The sequence below is a fragment of the Sulfuricystis thermophila genome, from assembly GCF_004323595.1.
GTDB lineage: Bacteria > Pseudomonadota > Gammaproteobacteria > Burkholderiales > Rhodocyclaceae > Sulfuricystis > Sulfuricystis thermophila.
In genome coordinates, this window is sequence record NZ_AP019373.1 from 2,065,625 (window position 1) to 2,087,377 (window position 21,753).

The 21,753-nt window shown below is 65.5% G+C and carries 20 protein-coding genes; 11 read left to right on the top strand and 9 right to left on the bottom strand.

The genetic code is table 11. The features are described from left to right. Window positions 1-6: 6 nt before the first annotated feature. From M52SOB_RS10440 to M52SOB_RS10470, 7 genes are all read right to left on the bottom strand, one after another. Window positions 7-567, bottom strand: a complete 561-nt coding sequence (locus M52SOB_RS10440; RefSeq protein WP_131111751.1) for a cyclic nucleotide-binding domain-containing protein — start codon at window positions 565-567, stop codon at window positions 7-9. 4 nt (window positions 568-571) lie between these two features. Beyond that, window positions 572-1,444, bottom strand: a complete 873-nt coding sequence (locus M52SOB_RS10445; RefSeq protein WP_131111752.1) for a decaprenyl-phosphate phosphoribosyltransferase — start codon at window positions 1,442-1,444, stop codon at window positions 572-574. Next, window positions 1,435-2,970 carry a glycosyltransferase family 39 protein gene (locus M52SOB_RS10450; protein ID WP_131111753.1) on the bottom strand — a complete coding sequence of 512 codons (1,536 nt, stop codon included), beginning with the start codon at window positions 2,968-2,970 and terminating at the stop codon, window positions 1,435-1,437. The genes M52SOB_RS10445 and M52SOB_RS10450 overlap by 10 nt, the downstream gene beginning before the upstream one ends. Window positions 2,971-2,977: 7 nt before the next feature. Then, the gene (gene aroG / locus M52SOB_RS10455) at window positions 2,978-4,045 is read right to left on the bottom strand and encodes a 3-deoxy-7-phosphoheptulonate synthase AroG (protein ID WP_131111754.1); all 1,068 of its coding nucleotides are present in this window, start codon (window positions 4,043-4,045) and stop codon (window positions 2,978-2,980) included. Between the two features lie 48 nt (window positions 4,046-4,093). Beyond that, entirely contained in the window at window positions 4,094-5,530 is a 1,437-nt protein-coding gene (gene tldD / locus M52SOB_RS10460) for a metalloprotease TldD (protein WP_284155074.1), read from the bottom strand. A gap of 83 nt (window positions 5,531-5,613) precedes the next feature. Next, window positions 5,614-6,423, bottom strand: a complete 810-nt coding sequence (locus M52SOB_RS10465) for a carbon-nitrogen hydrolase family protein (RefSeq protein ID WP_131111756.1) — start codon at window positions 6,421-6,423, stop codon at window positions 5,614-5,616. Then, window positions 6,420-10,181 carry a YhdP family protein gene (locus tag M52SOB_RS10470; protein ID WP_172601817.1) on the bottom strand — a complete coding sequence of 1,254 codons (3,762 nt, stop codon included), beginning with the start codon at window positions 10,179-10,181 and terminating at the stop codon, window positions 6,420-6,422. Before M52SOB_RS10470 ends, M52SOB_RS10465 begins: the two co-directional genes overlap by 4 nt. A gap of 120 nt (window positions 10,182-10,301) precedes the next feature. Here M52SOB_RS10470 and glnE point away from each other — a divergent pair, with 120 nt between their 5' ends. Continuing rightward, window positions 10,302-12,953, top strand: a complete 2,652-nt coding sequence (gene glnE / locus M52SOB_RS10475) for a bifunctional [glutamate--ammonia ligase]-adenylyl-L-tyrosine phosphorylase/[glutamate--ammonia-ligase] adenylyltransferase (protein WP_284155075.1) — start codon at window positions 10,302-10,304, stop codon at window positions 12,951-12,953. 1 nt (window position 12,954) lies between these two features. Continuing rightward, entirely contained in the window at window positions 12,955-14,205 is a 1,251-nt protein-coding gene (argJ, locus tag M52SOB_RS10480; protein WP_131111759.1) for a bifunctional glutamate N-acetyltransferase/amino-acid acetyltransferase ArgJ, read from the top strand. A 9-nt stretch (window positions 14,206-14,214) separates the two neighbouring features. On the opposite strand, the gene M52SOB_RS10485 is transcribed toward argJ, so the two are convergent. After that, a complete protein-coding gene (locus M52SOB_RS10485) occupies window positions 14,215-14,709 on the bottom strand; it encodes a hypothetical protein (RefSeq protein ID WP_131111760.1) in 495 nt (164 codons plus the stop codon). 150 nt (window positions 14,710-14,859) lie between these two features. Between M52SOB_RS10485 and M52SOB_RS10490 the strand changes: the two genes are divergently transcribed. Genes M52SOB_RS10490 through M52SOB_RS10500 form a run of 3 tightly spaced genes read left to right on the top strand, consistent with a single transcriptional unit; the run spans window position 14,860 to window position 16,591 of the window. After that, window positions 14,860-15,138 carry a hypothetical protein gene (locus tag M52SOB_RS10490; RefSeq protein ID WP_131111761.1) on the top strand — a complete coding sequence of 93 codons (279 nt, stop codon included), beginning with the start codon at window positions 14,860-14,862 and terminating at the stop codon, window positions 15,136-15,138. A gap of 47 nt (window positions 15,139-15,185) precedes the next feature. Further along, window positions 15,186-15,908, top strand: coding sequence for a protein-L-isoaspartate(D-aspartate) O-methyltransferase (locus M52SOB_RS10495; protein WP_284155076.1), 723 nt, complete (start codon window positions 15,186-15,188; stop codon window positions 15,906-15,908). Beyond that, the gene (locus M52SOB_RS10500) at window positions 15,908-16,591 is read left to right on the top strand and encodes a methyltransferase family protein (protein WP_131111762.1); all 684 of its coding nucleotides are present in this window, start codon (window positions 15,908-15,910) and stop codon (window positions 16,589-16,591) included. Before M52SOB_RS10495 ends, M52SOB_RS10500 begins: the two co-directional genes overlap by 1 nt. On the opposite strand, the gene apaG is transcribed toward M52SOB_RS10500, so the two are convergent. Beyond that, window positions 16,553-16,936: a Co2+/Mg2+ efflux protein ApaG gene (apaG, locus tag M52SOB_RS10505; RefSeq protein WP_131111763.1), complete on the bottom strand. Its 384-nt coding sequence runs from the start codon at window positions 16,934-16,936 to the stop codon at window positions 16,553-16,555. The genes M52SOB_RS10500 and apaG overlap by 39 nt on opposite strands. A 92-nt stretch (window positions 16,937-17,028) precedes the next feature. Between apaG and rpe the strand changes: the two genes are divergently transcribed. From rpe to M52SOB_RS10535, 6 genes are read left to right on the top strand one after another with little or no spacing between them, the layout of a single operon-like run. Beyond that, window positions 17,029-17,724, top strand: a complete 696-nt coding sequence (gene rpe / locus M52SOB_RS10510) for a ribulose-phosphate 3-epimerase (RefSeq protein WP_131111764.1) — start codon at window positions 17,029-17,031, stop codon at window positions 17,722-17,724. Beyond that, window positions 17,721-18,398 (top strand): phosphoglycolate phosphatase, encoded by a 678-nt coding sequence (locus M52SOB_RS10515; protein ID WP_131111765.1) that lies wholly within the window; start codon window positions 17,721-17,723, stop codon window positions 18,396-18,398. Before rpe ends, M52SOB_RS10515 begins: the two co-directional genes overlap by 4 nt. Continuing rightward, a complete protein-coding gene (trpE, locus tag M52SOB_RS10520; protein WP_131111766.1) occupies window positions 18,395-19,882 on the top strand; it encodes an anthranilate synthase component I in 1,488 nt (495 codons plus the stop codon). Before M52SOB_RS10515 ends, trpE begins: the two co-directional genes overlap by 4 nt. Next, window positions 19,855-20,670: an ABC transporter substrate-binding protein gene (locus tag M52SOB_RS10525; protein ID WP_131111767.1), complete on the top strand. Its 816-nt coding sequence runs from the start codon at window positions 19,855-19,857 to the stop codon at window positions 20,668-20,670. The genes trpE and M52SOB_RS10525 overlap by 28 nt, the downstream gene beginning before the upstream one ends. Continuing rightward, window positions 20,667-21,371 (top strand): ABC transporter permease, encoded by a 705-nt coding sequence (locus M52SOB_RS10530; protein ID WP_131111768.1) that lies wholly within the window; start codon window positions 20,667-20,669, stop codon window positions 21,369-21,371. Before M52SOB_RS10525 ends, M52SOB_RS10530 begins: the two co-directional genes overlap by 4 nt. Then, the gene (locus M52SOB_RS10535) at window positions 21,368-21,745 is read left to right on the top strand and encodes an ATP-binding cassette domain-containing protein (RefSeq protein WP_131111769.1); all 378 of its coding nucleotides are present in this window, start codon (window positions 21,368-21,370) and stop codon (window positions 21,743-21,745) included. Before M52SOB_RS10530 ends, M52SOB_RS10535 begins: the two co-directional genes overlap by 4 nt. The last annotated feature ends 8 nt before the right edge of the window (window positions 21,746-21,753 follow it).

A 21,753-nucleotide genomic window follows, 5' to 3' on the forward strand; every position in this document is an offset into this window, starting at 1 on the left:
CCACCATTACCAGATACGCTGGCGCTGATTGTTCAGGCATTTCATCAGCTCACTGGAAACCGCACGCAAACGCTGGTTGAGGAGCATCATCAGCTCCATCAGCAGCTTGATCCCCACCTTGGGCTCATCCTCGATCAGCCGCTTCAGTGCAGCGCGGTCGAGCGCAGCAAACAACGTTGGCGCAAGCGTCACGCAGCTTGCAAAACGAGGGGCTCCATCGATCAGCGACATCTCGCCCAGCGTCTGCCCAGGCCCATCGATCGCCAGACGCTGCGGCAGGCCCTGACGGTCGCGCTTGAGAATCTCGACGCTTCCCTCGATCAAGAGCAGCATGTAGTCACCGGGCTCGTCTTCGCGCAAAATTTCGACGCCAATGTCTGCACGATAGCATTGCATGTGCCGCGCCAGGCTTTCGATCTCTTCCCGGGTGAAATCCTCGAATAACCGGATGTGCTCGATGACCGCCATGATACGGTCGACATGAGCAACCCCGTTACCGAGAGCTTGCAACGCCCCGAAAGTATTGGCGGGTGCCAGCGTATTCATGACATCGTCAGTCCGATCCATGACGTCATTCTAGCAGCCAGATTACCAGGATCAACCATAGCGCCGTCACCAAGAGCAAATGTGGGTCGCGCAGCAGTTCGCGCACCGGATCACCGCCGCCGCCGCGGCGATGCAGACGATAGAGATAGCGCAGCAGGCCGTAGAGCACGCAGGGCACCGTGACGATCAGCCAGCGCGTGCCGTGCAGCGCGATGGTTTCCTCGCTGACCGTGTACAGGCTGTAGGTGATCACCGTCGCGCCGGCCGTCAGCGTGATGAACTGGTCGAGCAAGGGCAGCGAATACTGTTCGAGCACGCGCCGGTGAGGCTGCTCGCTCGTGCTCGGCACCTCGATCTCGGCACGACGTTTGGCGAAGCCGAGGAACAGCGTCAGCATCAGGCCGGTGAGCACCAGCCAGTGCGACGGAACGATGCCGATCCCCACCGTGCCGGCAAAGATGCGCAGCATGAAGCCGGCGGCGATGATGAAGACGTCGAGGATCACCACATGCTTGAGGCCGAGGCTGTAGGCGACGTTCATCAGCACATACAAAACGAAGACCCACGGCGCCTTCGATGCCGGCAGGCCGAACAGCCCTGAGATGAGTCCCAGGCCGACGACCAGACAGACGGCGGCAAGCGCGAGCGCCATGCCGATGCCCACCCGGCCGCTGGCGATCGGCCGCAGGCACTTTTGCGGATGCCGCCGGTCGGCCTCGCGGTCGAGGATGTCGTTCATCACATACACCGCGGACGAAATCAGGCAGAAGGCGACGAAGGCGGTGAGCGCCTGCATGCGCATCTCCGCATTCGACCAGGCATGGCCGAACAGCAGGCCGATCAACACGAAGCCGTTTTTCAGCCACTGGTGCGGGCGGAGCAGCTGGATCAGCGGCATGACCTATCCGGGAAATAACGGTCGCAGAAGTAGCAGCCGGTGAGCGGCAGCCACGCCGGCACCGCATAATACTGGCGGCGGATCGCATCCAGCACCGTGTCGCGGTAGCTGGCATAGTCGAAGCCCTCGCCGCGCACCACCCAGAAGCGCGCGCCGCGGTATTCGAAGTCGTCGATCGAAACGCGGCGGAACCAGCCGTCGTATTCGCCCGGATTGGGTGCGGTCTTGCGCAGCACGGTGATGTCGCGGCCATCCAGCTCACGCCAGTCGGTGAGGATGTCGTCATGGCGCGCATGTCCCGACCCGGGGCCGAGCACCGGCACGTGACGGCGCTGCTGGTAGCCGAGGATCGCCGCATTCGAATAGCCGTCCGAGGCGAGCAGGGTTGCGCCGATGTGCGCCCGTTCGACCAGCTGTCGCCCATCGAAGGTCAGCACCATGCTCGGATAGACATTCAGCGAACGCCAGGTTTCCAGCGGCAGGCTGGCCAGCACCGCTAACAGCACGACATGCAATGCGGCGAAGCCGGCGCAAAACCGCACGAGCTTTTCCAGCGCGCCAGACGCGCCGTGGCGCACCACCAGCAGCAGCGCGAATGGCACGAAAGACAGGGCCCAGTGCAGACCAATGGTCTTGAAGAACGACAGCAGGGCGAACAGCATCAGCGGCACCGCGGCGAGCAAGCTCAAGCTGCGCTCGGTCGCAGATTCGGCGCTGGTGACACGGCACTCGGACACCTTCCGCCACAATATCCAGACGGCCAAGGGCGTCAGCACATAGAGCAGCGTCACGAGATACAGCAGCGGTGTCCGCAAATTGAAGCCGGTATTCGCCCCGCTGTGACGATTGACGAAGTTGAACAGATAGTTCGTCCAGCAGTGCCCGCTGTTCCACCAGGCCATCAGCCCCAGCGCCGGAATGCAGCAGGCATAGACGATGGCGAGCCCACGCCATGCCGACGCTCTCTGCCGGCGCAACGCATCGACCAGATAACTGAAACCGAGCAGCGCGGCGAAGTATTTGGACAGCACGGCACCGGCGAGCAGCAGCCCGGCGAGCAGGTACCAGCGCCAGACGCCGGCCTCGCCAGCCTCCTCGCCGCGCACCGCGCGCAACCAGGCGAGCCCGGAAAGCACCGCGCAATAGACCAGCGCGGTATCGGTGGTGACCAGCACGTTCCAGACGAAGGGTGGCGCGAGCAGGATCAACGACGCCACTGCATCGCGCTGCCCAGCCGCCTGCGGAAAGAGGCGGGGCCAGGCCAGGCGTACCGCAAGAGCGAGCAGCAGCGGCTGGACGATCTGCGGCAGGCGCAGCCACCCTGCCGCATCGCTCACCGTCAGCAGTGCGGCGAGCCACCAGCCGATCATCGGCGGGTGATCGTAGAACCCCCAATCGGGCTGCCGTCCCCACCAATAGAAATACGCCTCGTCGCCGGTCATCGGCAAGGCTGCGGCCAGCCAGAATCGGAAAATGAGCGTCAGCCCGGCGGCGGCGAGGAAAAAGCGGCCGGACGTGATGGGCATCGGTCGCTTATCGCGCGGCAATGGCGGCGCGCCGCTGCCGCACCGCTTCGGCCAGCTGGTCGAGCACGACGACGGTATCTTCCCAGCCCAGGCAGGCATCGGTGATCGACACCCCGTAGGCGAGTGGCTTGCCGGGTTTCAGGTCCTGACGGCCTTCGTTGAGGTTCGATTCGATCATCACGCCGAAGATGCGCTCCTCGCCGGCAGCGAGCTGCGCCGCGACATCCGCAGCCACTTCGAGCTGGCGCTTGTAATCCTTGCGGCTGTTGCCGTGCGAGAAATCGACCATCACCCGCGCCGGCAGGCCGGCCTTGCCGAGCTCGGTGCAGGCGGCCTCGATGCTGGCGTGGTCATAGTTGGGCTGCTTGCCACCACGCAAGATGACATGACAATCCTCATTGCCGTTGGTCGAGACGATCGCCGAATGGCCGGCCTTGGTCACCGAGAGGAAGTGGTGCGGCGCCTGGGCGGCGCGGATCGCATCGACGGCGATCTTGATGTTGCCGTCGGTGCCGTTCTTGAAGCCGACTGGGCAGGAAAGACCCGAAGCGAGTTCCCGATGCACCTGGCTTTCGGTGGTACGCGCGCCGATCGCCCCCCAGCTGATCAGGTCCGCCGTGTATTGCGGCGTGATCGTGTCGAGGAACTCGGTCGCGCAGGGCAGCCCCATCTCGGTCAGTTCCCACAGCAGGCGGCGCGCGATGCGCAGCCCCTCGTTGATCTTGTAGCTGCCATCGAGGCGCGGATCATTGATCAGGCCTTTCCAGCCCACCGTGGTGCGCGGCTTTTCGAAATAGACGCGCATCACGATCAAGAGGTCTTCGTGCAGCCGGTCGTGCTCGACCTTCAACCGGTCGGCATATTCCCGCGCAGCAGCGAAATCATGGATCGAGCAGGGGCCGACGATGACGAGCAGGCGGTCGTCGGCGCCATGCAAAATGCGATGGATCGCCGCGCGTGCCTCGAAGGTCGTGCGTGCCGCCGCCTCCGTGGCGGGAAACTCCCTCAGCACATGGCCGGGCGGTGAGAGCTCCTTGATCTCCTTGATGCGGACGTCATCGACGATGTGTTTCATGATGGGGGCGAACAGGCATGATGCAAAAGCGGATTCTACCGCAGCGCATCATCCGGCCGTGCCGCCCACCGTCATGCCGTCGATCCTCACGGTCGGCTGGCCGACGCCGACCGGCACGCTCTGGCCTTCCTTGCCGCAGGTACCGACGCCGGGATCGAGCGCGAGATCGTTGCCGATCATCGACACGCGGGTGAGCACGTCGGGGCCATTGCCGATCAGCGTCGCGCCCTTGACCGGCCGGGTGATCTTGCCGTTCTCGATCAGGTAGGCCTCGGCGGCGGAGAAGACGAACTTGCCGCTGGTGATATCGACCTGGCCGCCGCCGAAGTTCGCCGCGTAAAGCCCTTTCTTCACCGAAGCGATGATTTCCTGTGGATCCTTGTCGCCGGCGGCCATCGTCGTGTTGGTCATGCGCGGAATCGGCAGATGGGCGAAGGATTCGCGCCGGCCGTTGCCGGTGGGCGCCACACCCATCAGGCGCGCATTGAGCGTGTCCTGCAGATAGCCGACGAGGATGCCGTCCTCGATCAGCACCGTGCGCTGCGTCGGGTTGCCCTCGTCGTCGATCGAGAGCGAGCCGCGCCGGTCGGGAATCGTGCCATCGTCGACGACGGTGACGCCCTTCGCCGCGACGCGTTGGCCGATCCGCCCGGAGAACGCGGAGCTGCCCTTGCGGTTGAAGTCACCCTCCAGGCCGTGGCCGATCGCCTCGTGCAGCAGGATGCCCGGCCAGCCGGGGCCGAGCACCACGGTCATCTCGCCGGCGGGCGCAGGTGCTGCGGCGAGATTGACGCGCGCCTGATGCACGGCCTTTTCCGCGTAGTCCTGCAACACCGCGTCGGTGAAATAGGCATAGTCGAAACGCCCGCCGCCGCCGGCGCTGCCCTGCTCGCGCCGGCCGTTTTCTTCCAGGATCACGGTGAGCGAGACGCGCACCAGCGGCCGCACGTCGGCCGCCATCTGTCCGTCGGAACGCACCACCAGGATCGTCTCCCAACTGCCGGCGATGTGCGCCATCACCTGGGTGACGCGTGGGTCGAGCGCCCGCGCGAAGCTTTCGAGCCGCTCCAGCAGGCGCACCTTCTCGGCATCCGGCAGCGAGGCGAGCGGATCGGCGGGCGCATACAGTGGCGCGACCGGCTGGCGGCGCAACAGCGGCAGCGTGCCATTGCCGCCGGCCGCAGCGATCGCGCGGGTGGCGCGCGATGCATCGAGCAACGCGGGCAGGCTGATGTCGTCGGAATAGGCGAAAGCGGTTTTCTCGCCGCTCACCGCCCGCACCCCGACGCCCTGCTCGATGTTGAAGCTGCCGGACTTGACGATGCCTTCCTCGAGACTCCAGGCCTCCGAGCGGGAGAACTGGAAGTAGAGATCGGCATAGTCGATGCGGTGGCCGAACAGTTCGCCGAATACCCGGGAAAGCTGGCCAGCATCCAGGTCGTAGGGCGTCAGGAGATGGCGTTCGGCGGTGGCGAAATGGCTCATGGTATCCATGGGGTTGGGTCGAATGCAGGATGTGGCGCCGTGCCGTGTCGCCAGCGCCGAGTTTGGGGAATATGGGGGCAAATTTACAATCTTCTATGGCGCAGCGCCGGCAGACTCGCTCTCACTTCGGCGATGCGCGCCGGGTCGAGTTCCGCGACGACGACGCCCTCGCCTTTGTCGAGCCGCGCGAGCACCGCGCCCCACGGCTCGATGATCATGCTGTTGCCGTGCGTGACACGCCCGGTCGGATGGCGCCCGCCTTGCGCCGACGCGAGCACATAGCACTGGTTCTCGACGGCGCGGGCGCGCAGCAGCAGTTCCCAGTGCGCCTGGCCGGTGGTCTCGGTAAACGCCGCCGGCAGCACGATCAGGTCGAGCGCGCCCATCGCGCGGAACAGCTCGGGAAAACGCAGGTCGTAGCAGATGGCCAGCCCGATGCGCAGCCCCAGCGCCTCGACCACCACGGGAGTTGGCGGACCGGCTTCGATGGTTTGCGCCTCGTCATAGGACTCCGCGCCCTTCTGGAAGCCGAACAGGTGGATCTTGTCGTAGCGCGCGACGCGCCTGCCGGCCGGATCGAAGACCAGGCAACTGTTCCTGAGTTTCGCCGGATCTTCCGCCGTCAGCGGAATCGAGCCGCCGACGAGCCAGAGGCCATGCCGCGCCGCCGTCTCGGCGAGAAAGTCCTGGATCGGCCCGCTTCCCTCGGTCTCGCGCACCGCGAGGCGGTCGGCATCGGTGCCGCCGATGATCGGGAAGTATTCGGGCAAGGCGACGAGTTGCGCGCCGCGTGCGGCCGCCTCGGCGATCAAGCGCGCCGCGGTGGCGAGATTCGCCGCGACCTCGGGTGTCGAGATCATCTGGATCGCGGCTAAGGTGCAGGTTGCGCTCATTGTGTCGAACCGGGGGTGATCGGGTTGGTATCGGGGGCTTTACGAGTCAGCTTCTCGACCTGCGGATCGCTCCACGGGCCGCTGACGGCATATTCGTAGGCGAAGATCTGGTCGAGCGGATCCTTGAGCACCTTCTGCGCTGCCCACGCGACGGCGCCGGCCACCGGGTGGGCGAGCATCGCGCCGACCGCGAGCGACTCGCCGATCGCCGGCTGGACGCGCACCTTGAGCTGCTGCGTCTCAGTGAGCAGATCGGCCGAACCTTCGATCAGCACCTTGGCGGCCGGCCCCTGGATGCGTAATTCTTCGGTCGTCATCACCCCTTTGCCGATCCTGGCCTCGCCGACGATGCTGTCGAACGCGAAGCCCTCGCTGAAGATGTCGCGGAAATCGAGCGTGATGCGGCGCGGCAGCGATTGCAGCGACAGCACGCCGAGCAGGCGGCCGACACCGGGTTCGAGCTTCTTGAACTGGCCCTTGCCGAAATCGATCTTGACGTTTCCCGCGAGGCTCGGCAGATCGAAAGCCAAGGGGCTGGCCGCCCAGCGTAGCTCGCCTTCGACCATCCCTTCGCCGCGCCTCACCGCATCGGGCAACCTGAGTCGTTCGAGCAGCTTTTCCGCATTGCCGACCTCCAGTTTGAAGACGAGGGCCGTCTCCGCCGCGGCGCGGCCCGGCCGCCAGCGTCCGTCGCCCGAGAGCTTCGCCGCCTCGTTCTTCAGCTCGAATTTTCCCTGCCATGTTCCGGCGCGATTTTCCGCCTTGAGCCGCAGTTCGCCGAATGCCTTTTCGCCGACGCGGAAACTGTCGATCGCGAGGTCGAGCGCCGGCAATTCGCGTGTCGTGTCGCCGCCGCTCTCGCTCGCCGTCTCCGCCGCCTCCTCGATCGCGGGGAGGTGCAGACGGCTGAAATGGCCGCTGATACGGCCCGCCCCGGCCATCTCCCAGATGAGATCGCCCTGCACTTCACGGCTCGACAACATCAGCCGCCAGCGCCCGTCACTGCGCGAGCCGGAAAGGCGCGCTTCGTGGAAGTCGCGGCGCAGCGCGCGCAGCACCGGACTGCGCACCTCGATGGCCGTCACCGCCAAAGCACCGTCGCTGCCGTTTTCCGTCCCGTCCTTGACCAGTACGCGCCACGCATCGGCATCGATCCTCGCCAGATCCGCTGCCAGCGCCAGCCCCTGCGCCGGCAGCGGTGAAGCCTGCGCGACGGCTTTCTCGCCGATACTCAAGCGGCCGCGCCAGGGCGCATTCGTGCGTTGCAACACCAGGCGGGCGATGCGTCCCAGCGTCGCGGACCACTGCCCCCGTTGCGGATCGAGGCGCCCCTCGACGAGAAGCGGCAAAGCTTCGAGCGCCGGCTTGTTGAGCGGCTCGGGCAGACTGGAGGCAAGCCCACGCAGATCCGATTCGAGACGCAGCTCGGCGGCGGGCTTTTTCACCGTCAGCACGCCACGCCAGGGTGTCTCACCCGACAGATGGTCGAGCGCCGGCCAGCCGTAATGGCGCCGCAAGGCGTTCGCTGCGAGACTGCCGCTGGCGGCGATGCGCACCGCACCGCCCGGCTGCGTGGCGATCTCGATGGTCACCGGCTGGTCGAGGAAACGCGCGCGCAGATTCTTCGCCTGCAAGCGCTCGCCGGTGAAGGCAATTTCCCCTTGCGCCTCGGTGAACGCCGGCAAACCCTCGAGTACCTCGAGCCGGTTGCCGGCAAAGCGGTAGCGCCCCTCGATCCGGGTATCGGCGACGTGGCGCAGCGGCATCACGAACTTCAGCTCGAGCGCACCGGCACCGCGCGCCGCCATGCCTTGAGTGAAATGATCGATGCGTTCGCCGACCGGGCTGGCCTCGATGAAAGCGAAGAAACGTTGGGTGTCGCCCTGCGCGCGCCCGGTCACGATGAGCTGTTCTTCAGGCGCTTCGAGGTCGGGAATCTCCGCGCGCACCTCATGCAGCGCCACCCCCATGATCGCCGCCCGCTGGCCGCGGATCACCATGCGTTCGTTCTCGAACAGCAGATCGCCATCGATACCGTCGATCGCCGGCCAGCCGGGCGCATAGTCGAGGCCGACGCCGCGGAAGCTGCCCTTCACCTGGAAGATGCCGCCCTTGCCGCCCCGAAACGGAAACTGCGCCAACGGTCCCTTCAGGCGCAACGTCGTGCTGTCGGCGCGACCGCCGCGGATGCTGGTCTTGAGCCATTCGCGGGCATCCTTGCTCACCGCACGCGGCAGATAGCGCCACACCGCGTCGCCGGCGGCATCGGTGAGTTTCGCCGACAGGTCGATCTCGCCGGGACCCTCGCCGGTGTAGCGATAGTTGCCGACCGCTTCGCCTTTGGCGTCGGCATTGGCAAAGCTGGCGCGCTGGATGAGAAATTCCGTGGTCCCGCCTTTTGTGCGCCAGCCGATTTCGGCTTCGAGCCGGCCGAGCGCCAGGGTCGGCTCGGGGAACACCGCCGGCAGGTCGAGCCGTGCTTCGCTGCCGGCGAGCGTCAGCCGGCCGGATTGGTGGTCGCCATCGACATGGCCGGAAATGCCGCCGAATCCGGGCAGAGTCTTCCATGGGGCGAGGGAGAGATCGCTGAAATCGCCACGGACGCGCCAGCCGCGCAGCGCATCCGACGTGCCTTGCCAGACCAGGTTCAGATTGGAGATCGCACCATGTGGGACAAGCTCGGCAAGACGCTGGCGAAAGTCGTCCGGCAGAGGCAGGTAGCCCATCAGCGCAGACAGTTGATCGAGTTCGAGTCGGTTGGCGATGAATTCACCGCCCGGGCTGTGCGCGACGGTCTTGAGTCGCAGGCTCGCATCGGTGTCGGGCAAGGTGATGCCGTCATCGAGTGTCAGGGTAAAGCGTCTCAGCTCGAAGGCCATGCCCTCCCGGAGGCGACGCCCCGCCAGACGGCCGGTAATCCGCGACGTGGCGAGCACCGGCAGCTCCGGTTGCAGGCGCACGCGCAGATCGGCAAGCCGCACATCGACGGTGATGCCGCTCGGCTGGGCATCGGCAAGATCGAGCCAGAGGCGCACATCGCCCCTGCCCTGCGTCATTTCCAGCGGCAGCGTGACCCAAGGCACGGCCGCGGCGATGTCGAGCGCCTTGGCATCCAGATACAGTTGCCCGGCCCAGCCAGAGAGATCGCTCAGGCTGCGGCCGGAGAGATTGCCGCGCAGATCGATTTTCGCCGCAATGCCGCCGGAGGGCTCGGCAACCAGACCGAAGTCATGATGATGGCCAAGGTTGCGCAGCACGAAGTCGAGGCGGGACAGTTCGAGTGGCGGTGCAGCGCGCAACTCGTCGCGCCAGACGACGCGGGCCTCGCGCACGACGATGCGATACTGTTCGAGCAGCCAGTCGGTAAAACGGCTATCGCCTTCGGCGCGCACCGGCAGGCCGGCGACGAAGAGATTGCCGGCGGCGTCGCGCCGGATTTCGAGCACCGGCGCAAAAATTTCGAGGCGATGCAGGCGCGGTTCGAGAAACAGCAGCGAGGTCCAGCCGATCTCGGCCTCGACGCGTTCGAGCATCAGTGCCTCGCGCCCCGTGGGGTCATGGACGCGCAACTGGCCGACGACGAGATGCGGATGCAGCCCCGGCCAGTCGGCGGAAAGTTCCCCGATCTCGACCGGCAGGCCGATGGCGGCGGAGAGCTGCTGCTCGATCGCCGGACGCCAGCGGTCGATCTCGGGCATCAGCCAGTAGCGTCCGACCAGGATCAGCGTCGCCGCCGCAAAGTACAGCAGCAATAGCAAGCGTCCGCCCCAGCGCAGCAGGGAGCGGAGGTAGCCAGTGGCAGGAAAAGAGGCAGCAGGCAAGGCGTCGGGGCGGTCTAAAATGGCGTCGCAGCCGGAATGACGCAAATTCTACCTTTCATGACCGCCTCCCTCTCCCCGACCGACTACTCGCGCTACCTCGCCCGGCTGATGGAGGCGCGCCCCGAACTGCGCGACGAACTGTGCGCGGAAGCCCCCTTGACCGCCCCCTTGGTCCAGGCCTGGCTGGATGAAAAGCCGCTCGACGAGGAGAGCCTCAAACCCGCGCTGCGGCGCATGAAGCAACGCGCGATGACGCGCATCATGAGCCGCGATCTTTCCGGTCGCGCCGATCTCGCCGAAGTCGTCGAGAGCATGACCGTGATCGCCGAGGCGGCTATCGCTGCGGCGATCAAAGTCACCGAGGCGACGCTGATCGCGCGCTATGGCGAACCCAGGAATGCCGCGGGCGAACGTCAGCAGCTGATCGTCATCGGCATGGGCAAACTCGGCGGCCGCGAGCTCAACGTCTCTTCCGACATCGACCTGATCTTCGTCTATCCCGAAGACGGCGAAACCGATGGCGCGCGGCCGATCTCGAACTTCGAATTCTTCACCCGCCTGGGCCGGGCGCTGATCAACGCGCTCGCCGACATCACCGCGGATGGCCAGGTGTTCCGCGTCGACATGCGGCTGCGGCCCAATGGCGATTCCGGCCCGCTGGTCAGTTCCTTCGAGATGCTGGAGAACTATTTCTACACCCAGGGCCGCGAATGGGAACGCTATGCCTGGATCAAGGCGCGACCGCTCACCGGCACGCGCTGGGACGAGCTGGAAGCGATTCGCCAGCCCTTCGTGTTCCGCAAGTATCTCGATTTCGGCACCATCGAGGCGATGCGCGAGCTGCATGCGCAGATCCGCCGCGAAGTGGCAAAGAAGGACATGGCGACGAACATCAAGCTCGGGCCGGGCGGCATCCGCGAGATCGAGTTCATCGCCCAGGTGTTCCAGCTGATCCGCGGCGGCCGCGATGCCGCCTTGCGGGTCAAGCCGACGCTGGAGGTATTGAAGCGACTGGTCGACCGCGGCCAGCTCGAACTCGATGCGGCCGTCGAGCTGGCCACCGCGTATCGCTTCCTGCGTCGTCTCGAACACCGCCTGCAATATCTCGACGATGCGCAGACGCACCGGCTGCCCGAAAATGCCGACGACCAGCAGCGCATCGCGCAGGCGATGGGTTTCGCCGCTTACCCGGCGCTGCTCGCCGAGCTCGACGACCACCGCCAGAACGTGGCGCGCCATTTCGCCGCCATCTTCGCCGCCCCCGGCGAACCCACTCACGCGTTCGACACGGTCTGGCACCAGGCCGACGGCTTCGGAGCGATACTGACGAAACTCGGCTTTCGCGACCCGGCACCGCTGTGCGCGCGACTGGCCGCGATTCGCGGCGGCACGCGTTACCAGCAGATGGGGGAACAGGCACGAAGCCGTTTCGACGCGCTGGTGCCGCGGGTGATCGAAGCCGCCGCGGCGATGCCCAATCCGGATGAGACGCTGACGCGCATGCTCGATCTGATCGAAGCGATCGGTCGGCGCGCCGCCTATCTGGCGCTGCTGCTGGAATACCCGCAGGCGCTCGAACAGGTGGCGAAAATCGTCAGCGCCTCCTCCTGGGCGGCGGAGTATCTGCTCAATCACCCGATCCTGCTCGACGAATTGCTCGATGCGCGCGCCTTGCAGATGGCGCCCGACTGGCCGGCTTTCCGCCAGCAGATCATCGAGCAGACCGATGCGCTGGAACCGGATACCGAAGCGCAGATGGATGCGCTGCGCGAAGCGCACCATGCCCAGGTGTTTCGCCTGCTCGCCCAGGACATCGCCGGTCTGCTCACCGTCGAGCGGCTCTCCGACCATCTCTCGGAGCTCGCCGACATCATGGTCGATCGCGCTCTTGCGCTTGCCTGGCGCAAGCTGTTGAAGAAACACCGCGACGCGCCGGCATTCGCGGTGATCGGCTACGGCAAGCTCGGCGGCAAGGAGCTCGGCTATGCCTCCGACCTCGATCTCGTCTATCTCTACGACGACCCCGCTCCCGATGCCGCCGGCATCTACGCCAAGCTGGCCACGCGGCTGACCTCGTGGCTGTCGACGCGCACCGCCGCCGGCATCCTGTTCGAGACTGACCTGCGACTGCGGCCGAACGGCGAAGCGGGTCTCGTTGCCAGCTCGCTGGAAGCGTTCCGTAAATACCAGCTCGATGCCGCCTGGGTCTGGGAACACCAAGCGTTGACGCGCGCCCGCTTCGTCGCTGGCGATGCCTCGATCGGCGCCGCTTTCGAAGCCATCCGCCGTGAAATCCTCTGCCAGCGGCGTGATCCGGGGCAGCTCAAGGCCGAAGTGCTGGCGATGCGCGCGAAGATGCGCGAAAACCTCGGCACGCGGGGCACCTCCGAACTATTCGATCTCAAGCACGATTTCGGTGGTCTCGTCGATGTCGAGTTCATCGTCCAGTATCTGATCCTCGCCCACGCCTCTCACCATCCGGAACTCACCGGCAATCTCGGCAACATCGCCTTGCTCAAGATCGCCGCGGAATGCGGCCTGATCCCGGCGGAGTTCGCCGAGGCCGCCCGCGAGGCCTATCGCGAATACCGTCGCCTGCAACATTTGCGCCGCCTGAACAACCTCGATTCCCGCGTCGAGGCCGCGCCGCTCGCCGCCCACATCGCCGCGGTGCGCGCGCTCTGGAAACACGTCTTTGGAGAATCATGAGATGCCCGTCAACTACCTCACCCCTTCGCCCGATCAACTGTTTCCCGTCGCCGGCGTGCGGCTCGGCACGGCGGAAGCCGGCATCCGCAAGGCCAAGCGCCGCGATCTGACGCTGATCACCCTCGCGCCCGGCAGCCGTGTCGCCGGCGTATTCACGCAGAACCGTTTCTGTGCCGCGCCGGTGCAAGTTTGTCGCGAGCATCTGAAGCAGGCAGGCATCCGCGCGTTGGTGATCAACACCGGCATCGCCAACGCCGGCACCGGCGAGGCGGGACTCGCCGCCGCCCGACAGTCCTGCGCCGCGGTGGCGAAATTGCTGGACTTGCGCGCCGAACAAGTTTTGCCCTTTTCCACCGGCGTGATCCTCGAACCCTTGCCGGTCGAGCGCCTGAAAGCGGGCCTGCCCGCCGCGCTCGCCGCCCTGAAAGCGGATGGCTGGTATGAGGCCGCGCATGCGATCATGACCACCGACACCGTCGCCAAGGCCGCCAGCCGCAAAGTCGGCGCTGGCAGCACGGCAGCCGTGATCACCGGCATCGCCAAGGGCGCCGGCATGATCCGGCCGAACATGGCGACGATGCTCGGCTTCATGGCCACCGACGCAGCGATTGCGCAGCCGATGCTGGAACGCCTCGTCAAGGAGGCGGCCGACGAATCCTTCAACTGCATCACCGTCGATGGCGACACCTCGACCAACGACTCCTTCGTGCTGATCGCCACGGGACAAGGCGCGGCGAAATTTGAAAGCGTCGACGCGCCGGGCTGGGCCGAATTCAAGCAGGCGGTGATCGACGTCGCACGCGAGCTCGCGCAGGCGATCGTGCGCGACGGCGAAGGCGCATCGAAATACATCGAAATCAGCGTCGCCGGCGGCCGCTCGCTGGCCGAATGCAAGGCGGTCGGTTATGCGATCGCCCATTCGCCGCTGGTGAAGACCGCCTTCTTCGCCTCCGACCCGAACCTCGGCCGCATCCTCGCCGCGATCGGCTATGCCTGGAACAATGATCCGGCGCTCGGCGATCTCGACGACACGAAAGTGAGGGTTTGGCTGGCGAGCGGCGGCGAGGAAGTGCTCGTCGCCGAAAACGGCGGCCGCGCGGCGAGCTACCGTGAGGAAGACGGCGCGCGCGTCATGAAGGCCGCCGAGATCCGCGTGCGCATCGATCTGGGCCGCGGCAGCCAGACAGCCAAAGTCTGGACCTGCGATCTCAGTTATGACTACGTCAAGATCAATGCCGACTATCGCAGCTGATCCATCGGCTCATTCATAGCGCAGCACGTTCTCCGCCGGCTCGTCCTCACCCAGCCGTTCGATCAGCGCTTCGATTTCGGCATCGAGCACCTGCTCGTCTTCGGCTTCCAGCATTCCGGCGCCGACGAGCCGCGCCACCAGCCCTTCCTGCATCGCCCTGCGCACCTCGCCGAGCGTCGGCACGACATCCTCATCCGTCTCGTCCAGCAGGGTTTCGATGACCGTCGACAGCGCCTCGCTGGCCTTGACGTTGACCAACTCGGTGGCCAGCGCATCCTCGCCATATTCGTCGATCAGCGCCTCGATTTCGGCGCTGAGCATTTCTTCGTCGCCGAAGCCGTGCACCCGCTCGGCCGAGGCTTCGCCGGCAAGCGTATGCCGCAAACGATCACGCACCGCGCCCAGCGTCACCGGCGCCGCATAATCGGGATCATTCGCGATCGCTTCGATCACCATTGAGAGTTCTTTGCTTACCCGTTCATCGGGTTCGACGACTGTTTGCATGATCGGCCTCCCTGAAGGGTCGGTGCGACATTTCTTTTTTTGTTTAGACCATGCAACCCATACAGTCAATGCGCACGCAGCACCACGATGGTGTTATCTTTGCTCGACAGAGACTGACTGAAACCAACAGACACTGACTGGAGGATCCACATGGCAACCGTTCGTAATACCGCCGCGACCAGCGAGGAGGCGCAGGTCATCGAGCGCCCCGATGGGTTTTACTGGCTGGACCCCGACAGCGGCATGGAAATCGGGCCTTTTGCGACACGGGCGGAAGCCGTCGCCGACATGGAATCCGCCGGCGACGAAGAACTCGATGTCAGTGAATCGATTGCCCAAGCCGAGGACGAAATCGGCATCAATGACTGGATCGATCCCGACACCGGCCTGCCCGCCGAAGAGTTCGCGCCGCATCTCGAAGATCATTGAGCAGCGCTGACAGCCGAACCACCCCCCAGAGAAGCAGGATGCGCGACATGAGCCGCGCCGACGAAGAACGCTTGGCGAGCGAAAATGATGCCGCTGAGGAAGACGACGCACTGCGCGCCGAGCGCGAGGCGATGTTGCGCGACATCGCCGACGAAGTCGCCTGGACACGGCAGGAGATCGGCAAGGAGGCGCTCGATGCGCGGGTGATGGCGGCGCTCGCCCGGGTGCCGCGCGAGCTGTTCGTGCCGGCAACGGAACGCCATTTCGCGTTCGCCGACGGCCCGTTGCCGATCGGCCACGGCCAGACCATCTCGCAACCGTTCATCGTCGCGCTGATGACCGACCTGCTCGCTCCGCAGCCCGACGACACGATCCTGGAAATCGGCACCGGTTCGGGTTACCAGACCGCCGTGCTGGCGGAACTGGCGCACGCCGTGTATAGCGTCGAGATCATCGCCGCACTGGCAGATGCGGCGCGTGCGCGGCTGGCACGTCTCGGCTATGAAAATGTTTTCATCCGTCATGGCGACGGGCATCAGGGCTGGGCAGAACACGCCCCCTTCGATGGCATCATCGTCACCGCGGCGGCGCCGCGGATCCCGCCCGCGCTGCTCGAACAGCTCAAACCCGGCGGCAGACTGGTGATCCCGGTCGGATCGCCCGGCGAGATCCAGCAGCTCAAGCTGGTGCGCAAAGATCCTGATGGCACACTCAGCGAGCGCAACGTGCTGCGTGTCGCCTTCGTGCCGATGACGAACCATCCGCGTTAGTGACGGTCTCTCCCGCACCTCAATTGCTCTGGCTCGCGCTGGGCTGGCTGGCCTATGGCGTCCTGCATTCGCTGCTCGCCGCGCTCGCCGTCAAGACCTGGGTGACGCGGCGCTGGCCAGCGTTCGCGCCGTATTACCGGCTGACTTACAACCTGCTCGCGCTGCTTTTGGTCCTGCCGCTCGTCTGGGCGACCTTCGCGCTTCCCGGCGAACCCTTGTGGCGCTGGAGCGGCCCCGGCGCCTGGCTCGCCAACGGGCTCGCCGCGGCGGCTCTCGTCGCCGCGTGGTTTTCGACCGGGGCTTACGACCTGGGCGAGTTCCTCGGCCTGAAGCCCCTCAAGGAAAAGCGCGCCGATGCCGCCGAGCACGATGCCTTCCGCATTTCGCCGCTGCACCGTTTCGTGCGTCACCCGTGGTATAGCCTCGGTCTCGTGCTGATCTGGACGCGCGAGATGAATGCGCCGCTCCTCGTCTCGGCGCTCGCCGTCACGCTCTATCTCGTCATCGGTTCGCGGCTCGAAGAGAAGAAGCTCGAGGCGCACTACGGCGCGGCTTACCGGGAATATCGGCGGCGCGTGCCGGGACTGATGCCACTGCCCTGGAAATGGCTCAAGACCGAGGAAGCGAAGGCTCTGATGGAACGCTCAATGCAGGGTTCTCGGCATCGCCAGCACGAACTCTGAGATCGGCGCCTCGAAGCGCGTGCCGTCTTCGGCGACCATCTGATAACTGCCGCGCATCGTCCCCACCGGCGTCGTCAGCGGGCAACTGCTCGTGTATTCGAAGGATTCGCCGGGCCGCAGGAAGGGCTGGTTGCCAACCACGCCGAGTCCCCGCACTTCCTCGACCTTGCCTTCGGCATCGGTGATGATCCAGTGCCGCGAGATCAACTGTGCGGCCTGCGTGCCGACGTTGACGATGTGGATGCGGTAAGCGAAGAAATAGCGGTCGGCCTCGGGATCCGACTGCTCGGGCAGGTATTGTGTTTCGACCATGACTTCGATTTCGTATTTTTTGGACTCTGCCATCGACTTATACCTGCCATCAGAAATTGTTAGCCGCCCTGATGGACGGCACCGCTAGAATCGTTCGCATTCTAATCCGCCCTGGAGAATCGATCATGTCCAAGCCTCCCTACCGCATTGCTCCCTCGATCCTTTCGGCCAACTTCGCTCGCTTGGGCGAGGAAGTCGATGACGTGCTCGCCTCGGGTGCCGACATCGTGCACTTCGACGTGATGGACAACCACTACGTGCCGAATCTCACCATCGGCCCGCTGGTCTGCGAGGCGCTGCGCAAGCATGGTGTCACCGCACCGATCGACGTCCATTTGATGGTCAAACCCGTCGACCGCATCATCCCCGATTTCGCCAAGGCCGGCGCCACCTACATCACCTTCCATCCGGAAGCCTCCGAGCACATCGACCGCACCATCGGCCTGATCCGCGATTCGGGCTGCAAGCCGGGCCTGGTGTTCAATCCGGCCACCCCGCTGGATGTCCTCGAATGGACGCTCGAGAAACTCGACATAGTGCTGTTGATGTCGGTCAACCCCGGCTTCGGCGGGCAGAAGTTCATCCCCTACGTGCTCGAAAAGGCGCGCCGCGTGCGCAAGATGATCGACGAGCGCGGCCTTGAGACCGAGCTGGAGATCGACGGCGGTGTCGGGCCGGCGAATATCGCCGAGGTCGCACGTGCCGGCGTCGATACCTTCGTCGCCGGTTCCGCCGTGTTCGGCAAACGCAACGAAGCTGACCCACATCGTTACGACACGATCATCAAAGAGATGCGCGCAGCGCTGGCGACCGTGAAATGACGGCAGCCGGTATCCGGGCCGTTCTGATCGACCTCGACGGCACGCTGCTCGACACCGTGCTGGACCTGCATGCCGCCGCCTGCGGCATGCTGGCCGATCTCGGCCGGCCGCCAATCGCCGTCGAGGATATTCGCGCCTATGTCGGGCGTGGCATCCCCAACCTCGTCAAGCGCGTGCTCGCCGGCAATCTGGAAGCGGCGGACGATCCGTCCCCGCCGCCGGCGGATGCGCTGGCGAGCTTCAAGAAACACTACGCGCACTTCAACGGCCGCGCCGCCAAACCCTTTCCCGGCGTCATGGAAGGGCTGGCCGCCTTCAAGGCGATGCATCTGCCCATGGGCGTGATCACCAACAAGGCGAAGGATTTCACGCTGCCGTTGCTCGAACGCACGGGTCTTGCCCCGTATTTCGACGTCACCGTCGCCGGTGACATGCTGCCCAAGCCGAAGCCCGATCCGATGCCGCTCGTCTGGGCCTGCGGACGTCTCGCCGTCTCGCCGGCCGATACGCTGATGGTCGGCGATTCGGTGCATGATTTCCATGCCGGCCGCGCCGCCGGCTGCAAGGTGTTTCTCGTCCCTTACGGCTACAACGAAGGACAGGATGTGCGGGGACTTTCGGCCGATGCTATAGTCGAAAGTCTCATCGATGCCGCACGACGCCTGTCCCCATGAACGAAGCCGATTTCGACCGTCTGGCCCAAAAGGGCTACAACCGCATCCCCGTCACCCTCGAGACCTTCGCCGATCTCGACACCCCGCTGTCGATCTATCTCAAGCTCGCCGATGGCCCGCACTCGTATCTGCTCGAATCGGTGCAGGGCGGCGAGCGCTTCGGCCGCTACTCGTTCATCGGGCTCACCACGCCGACGCGCATCGCCGTGACCGGCTCGACGATTCTGCTGCTCACCGGCAACCGCGTCGCCGAACGCCGCGAGCACACCAACCCGATGTCCTACCTCTCGGAATTCATGGCGCGCTTCAAGGTGCCGGACATTCCCGGCCTGCCGCGCTTCACGGGCGGACTGGTCGGCTATTTCGGCTACGACACGGTGCGCTACATCGAACCGAAGCTCGCCGATACGCAAAAGCCCGATCCGCTTGGCGTACCGGACATCCTGCTCTTGCTCTCCGAGGAAATCGCCATCGTCGACAACCTCTCGGGCAAGCTGACCCTCGTCGTCTATGCCGAGCCGGGCTTTCCCGGCGCCTGGCGCCAGGCCCAGGCGCGCCTCAAAGAATTGCTCGGCCGCCTGCGCGCGCCGGTCAAGCTGCCCGAGGATACCCGTGCCGTACCGCCAGCGCCGAGTTTCGAATTCGCCGAACAGGACTTCAAGACCGCCGTGCGGCGTGCCAAGCAATACATCGTCGATGGCGACATCATGCAGGTGGTGCTCTCGCAGCGCATGAGCCGCCCCTATGCGGCGAGTCCCCTGGCGCTCTACCGCGCCTTGCGCACGCTCAACCCCTCGCCCTACATGTTCTTCTTCGACTTCGGCGATTTCCAGGTCGTCGGTGCCTCGCCGGAAATCCTCGTGCGCCTCGAAACGGAAGACGGCAAACGCAAAATCACGGTGCGGCCGATCGCCGGCACCCGCAAGCGTGGCGCGAATGCCATCGAGGACGCGCGGCTCGCTGCCGAGCTCTTGGCCGATCCAAAGGAGCGCGCCGAACATCTGCAACTATTAGACCTCGGCAGGAACGACGTCGGCCGCGTCGCCAAGATCGGCACGGTCAAAGTCACCGACCAATACACCATCGAACGCTACTCGCACGTGATGCACATCGTCTCCAACGTCGAAGGCGAGTTGAAGGACGACGAAGGGCCCGTCTCGGTGCTCAAAGCCACCTTCCCGGCCGGCACCGTCTCCGGCGCGCCGAAGGTGCGCGCTATGGAGATCATCGACGAGCTGGAACCCACCAAGCGCAGCATCTATGCCGGTGCGGTCGGCTATCTGGGCTTCAATGGCGACATGGATCTGGCCATCGCCATCCGCACCGCGGTCGTCAAGGACGGCCGCATCTTCGTGCAGGCCGGCGCCGGCATCGTCGCCGATTCCGATCCGGAGGCCGAATGGCAGGAAACACTCAACAAGGCAAGAGCGCAACTGAAAGCCGCCGACATGGCCGAATGCGGACTCGATACCCGTTTCGACTGATCTCGATCTGGCTGCTTCTGTGGACCAGCGCCGTCTGGGGCCAGGCAGCGTTCATCACCGTCGCTTCGACCACCTCGACCGAACAATCGGGCCTGTTCGGCCATCTGCTGCCGGCCTTCGAGAAGACGAGCGGCATCCACGTGCGTGTCGTCGCCCTCGGCACTGGGCAGGCACTCGATCTGGCGCGGCGCGGCGATGCCGACGTGGTATTCGTGCATGACCCGGCCGCCGAGGAAAGATTCGTTGCCGAAGGTCACGGCGTGAAGCGGCACCCGGTGATGTACAACGATTTCGTCCTCATCGGACCGAAGCGCGATCCGGCCGGCGCTGCCGGCCAGGACATCCTCGTCGCCTTGCGCCGCATCGCCGCGGCACGCGCCCCATTCGTCTCGCGCGGCGACAAGAGCGGCACCCACGCCGCCGAACTGCGTTACTGGGCGCTGGCGGGCATCGATCTCGCGCAAATCAAAGGCCCGTGGTACCGCGACACCGGCGCCGGCATGGGCGCAGCGCTCAACATCGCCAGCGCGCTCGATGCCTACGTGCTCGCCGATCGCGGTACTTGGCTCAACTTCAGAAACCGCGGCAAGCTGGCAATCCTCGTCGCGGGCGATGCGCGCATGTTCAACCAGTACGGCGTCATCCTCGTCGATCCGGCCCGGCATCCGCAGGTCAAGCAACGCGAAGGGCAGGCTTTCATCGACTGGCTGATCTCGCCAGATGGCCAGCGCACGATCGCCGACTACCGGATCGGCGGTGAGCAAGTGTTCTTTCCGAACGCCAAATGAACACGCTCTCGGACAGCTTCGCGCTCGCCGCTGCGCTGATCGCCGGTGGTGATGCCCGCCTCTTCGCGATCGTCGCCCTGAGTCTGGCAGTGAGCCTCACCGCCACGCTGCTCGCCTGCCTCGTCGGCATGCCGTTCGGCGCACTGCTGGCGGTCGGCCGTTTTCCCGGCCGACGCGGCCTGATCGTGCTGACCAACGGCCTGATGGGACTGCCGCCGGTGGTCGTCGGTCTGCTGGTCTATCTGCTGCTCTCGCGCGCCGGGCCGCTGGGCAGCTTCGGGCTGTTGTTCACGCCGCCGGCGATGATCATCGCCCAGACCGTGCTGATCGCGCCGATCGTCGCCGCGCTGACGCGCCAGGTGATCGAGGACGAATGGCGCGAATATCGCGAACAATTGCGCAGCCTCGGCGCCAGCCGCCTGCGCGCCGGCCTGACGCTGTTGTGGAACGCGCGCTTCTCGCTCACCACCGCCGCCTTGGCCGGCTTCGGCCGCGCCATCGCCGAAGTCGGTGCGGTGATGATCGTCGGCGGCAACATCGAAGGGGTGACGCGCGTGATGACCACCACCATCGCCCTCGAAACGAGCAAGGGCGATCTGCCGCACGCGCTGGCACTCGGCTTCATCCTCGTCGCGCTCGCCTTGGCGCTCAACACCGTTGCCTACGGCTTCAGACAGTGGGCGGAGCGACGCTGGGGATGAACGGCGCGACGCTTCCCTGGCTCGTGCTCGAAGGGCTCACGCTCGTCGAACACGGCATCACGCTGGTTGCCGACATCGATGCGAAACTCGGCGCTGGCAGGACGGCAATCCTCGGCCCCAACGGCGCCGGCAAGAGCACTCTGCTGCGCCTGATGCATGGGCTATTGCGCCCCAGCGCCGGGCGCGTGATCTGGTCGCGGCCGCTGACGCAGGGCATGGTGTTCCAGCGTCCGGTGATGCTGCGCAGCCGCGTCGCTGAAGAGGTGATCTATCTGGAAAGCGGCCGCCTCGTCGAACAGACCCCCGCCGCGGAATTCTTCCGCCAGCCGCGCACAGCGGCAGCGCAAGCGTTCATCGCCGCGGAAATCGGCTGATTCCCACC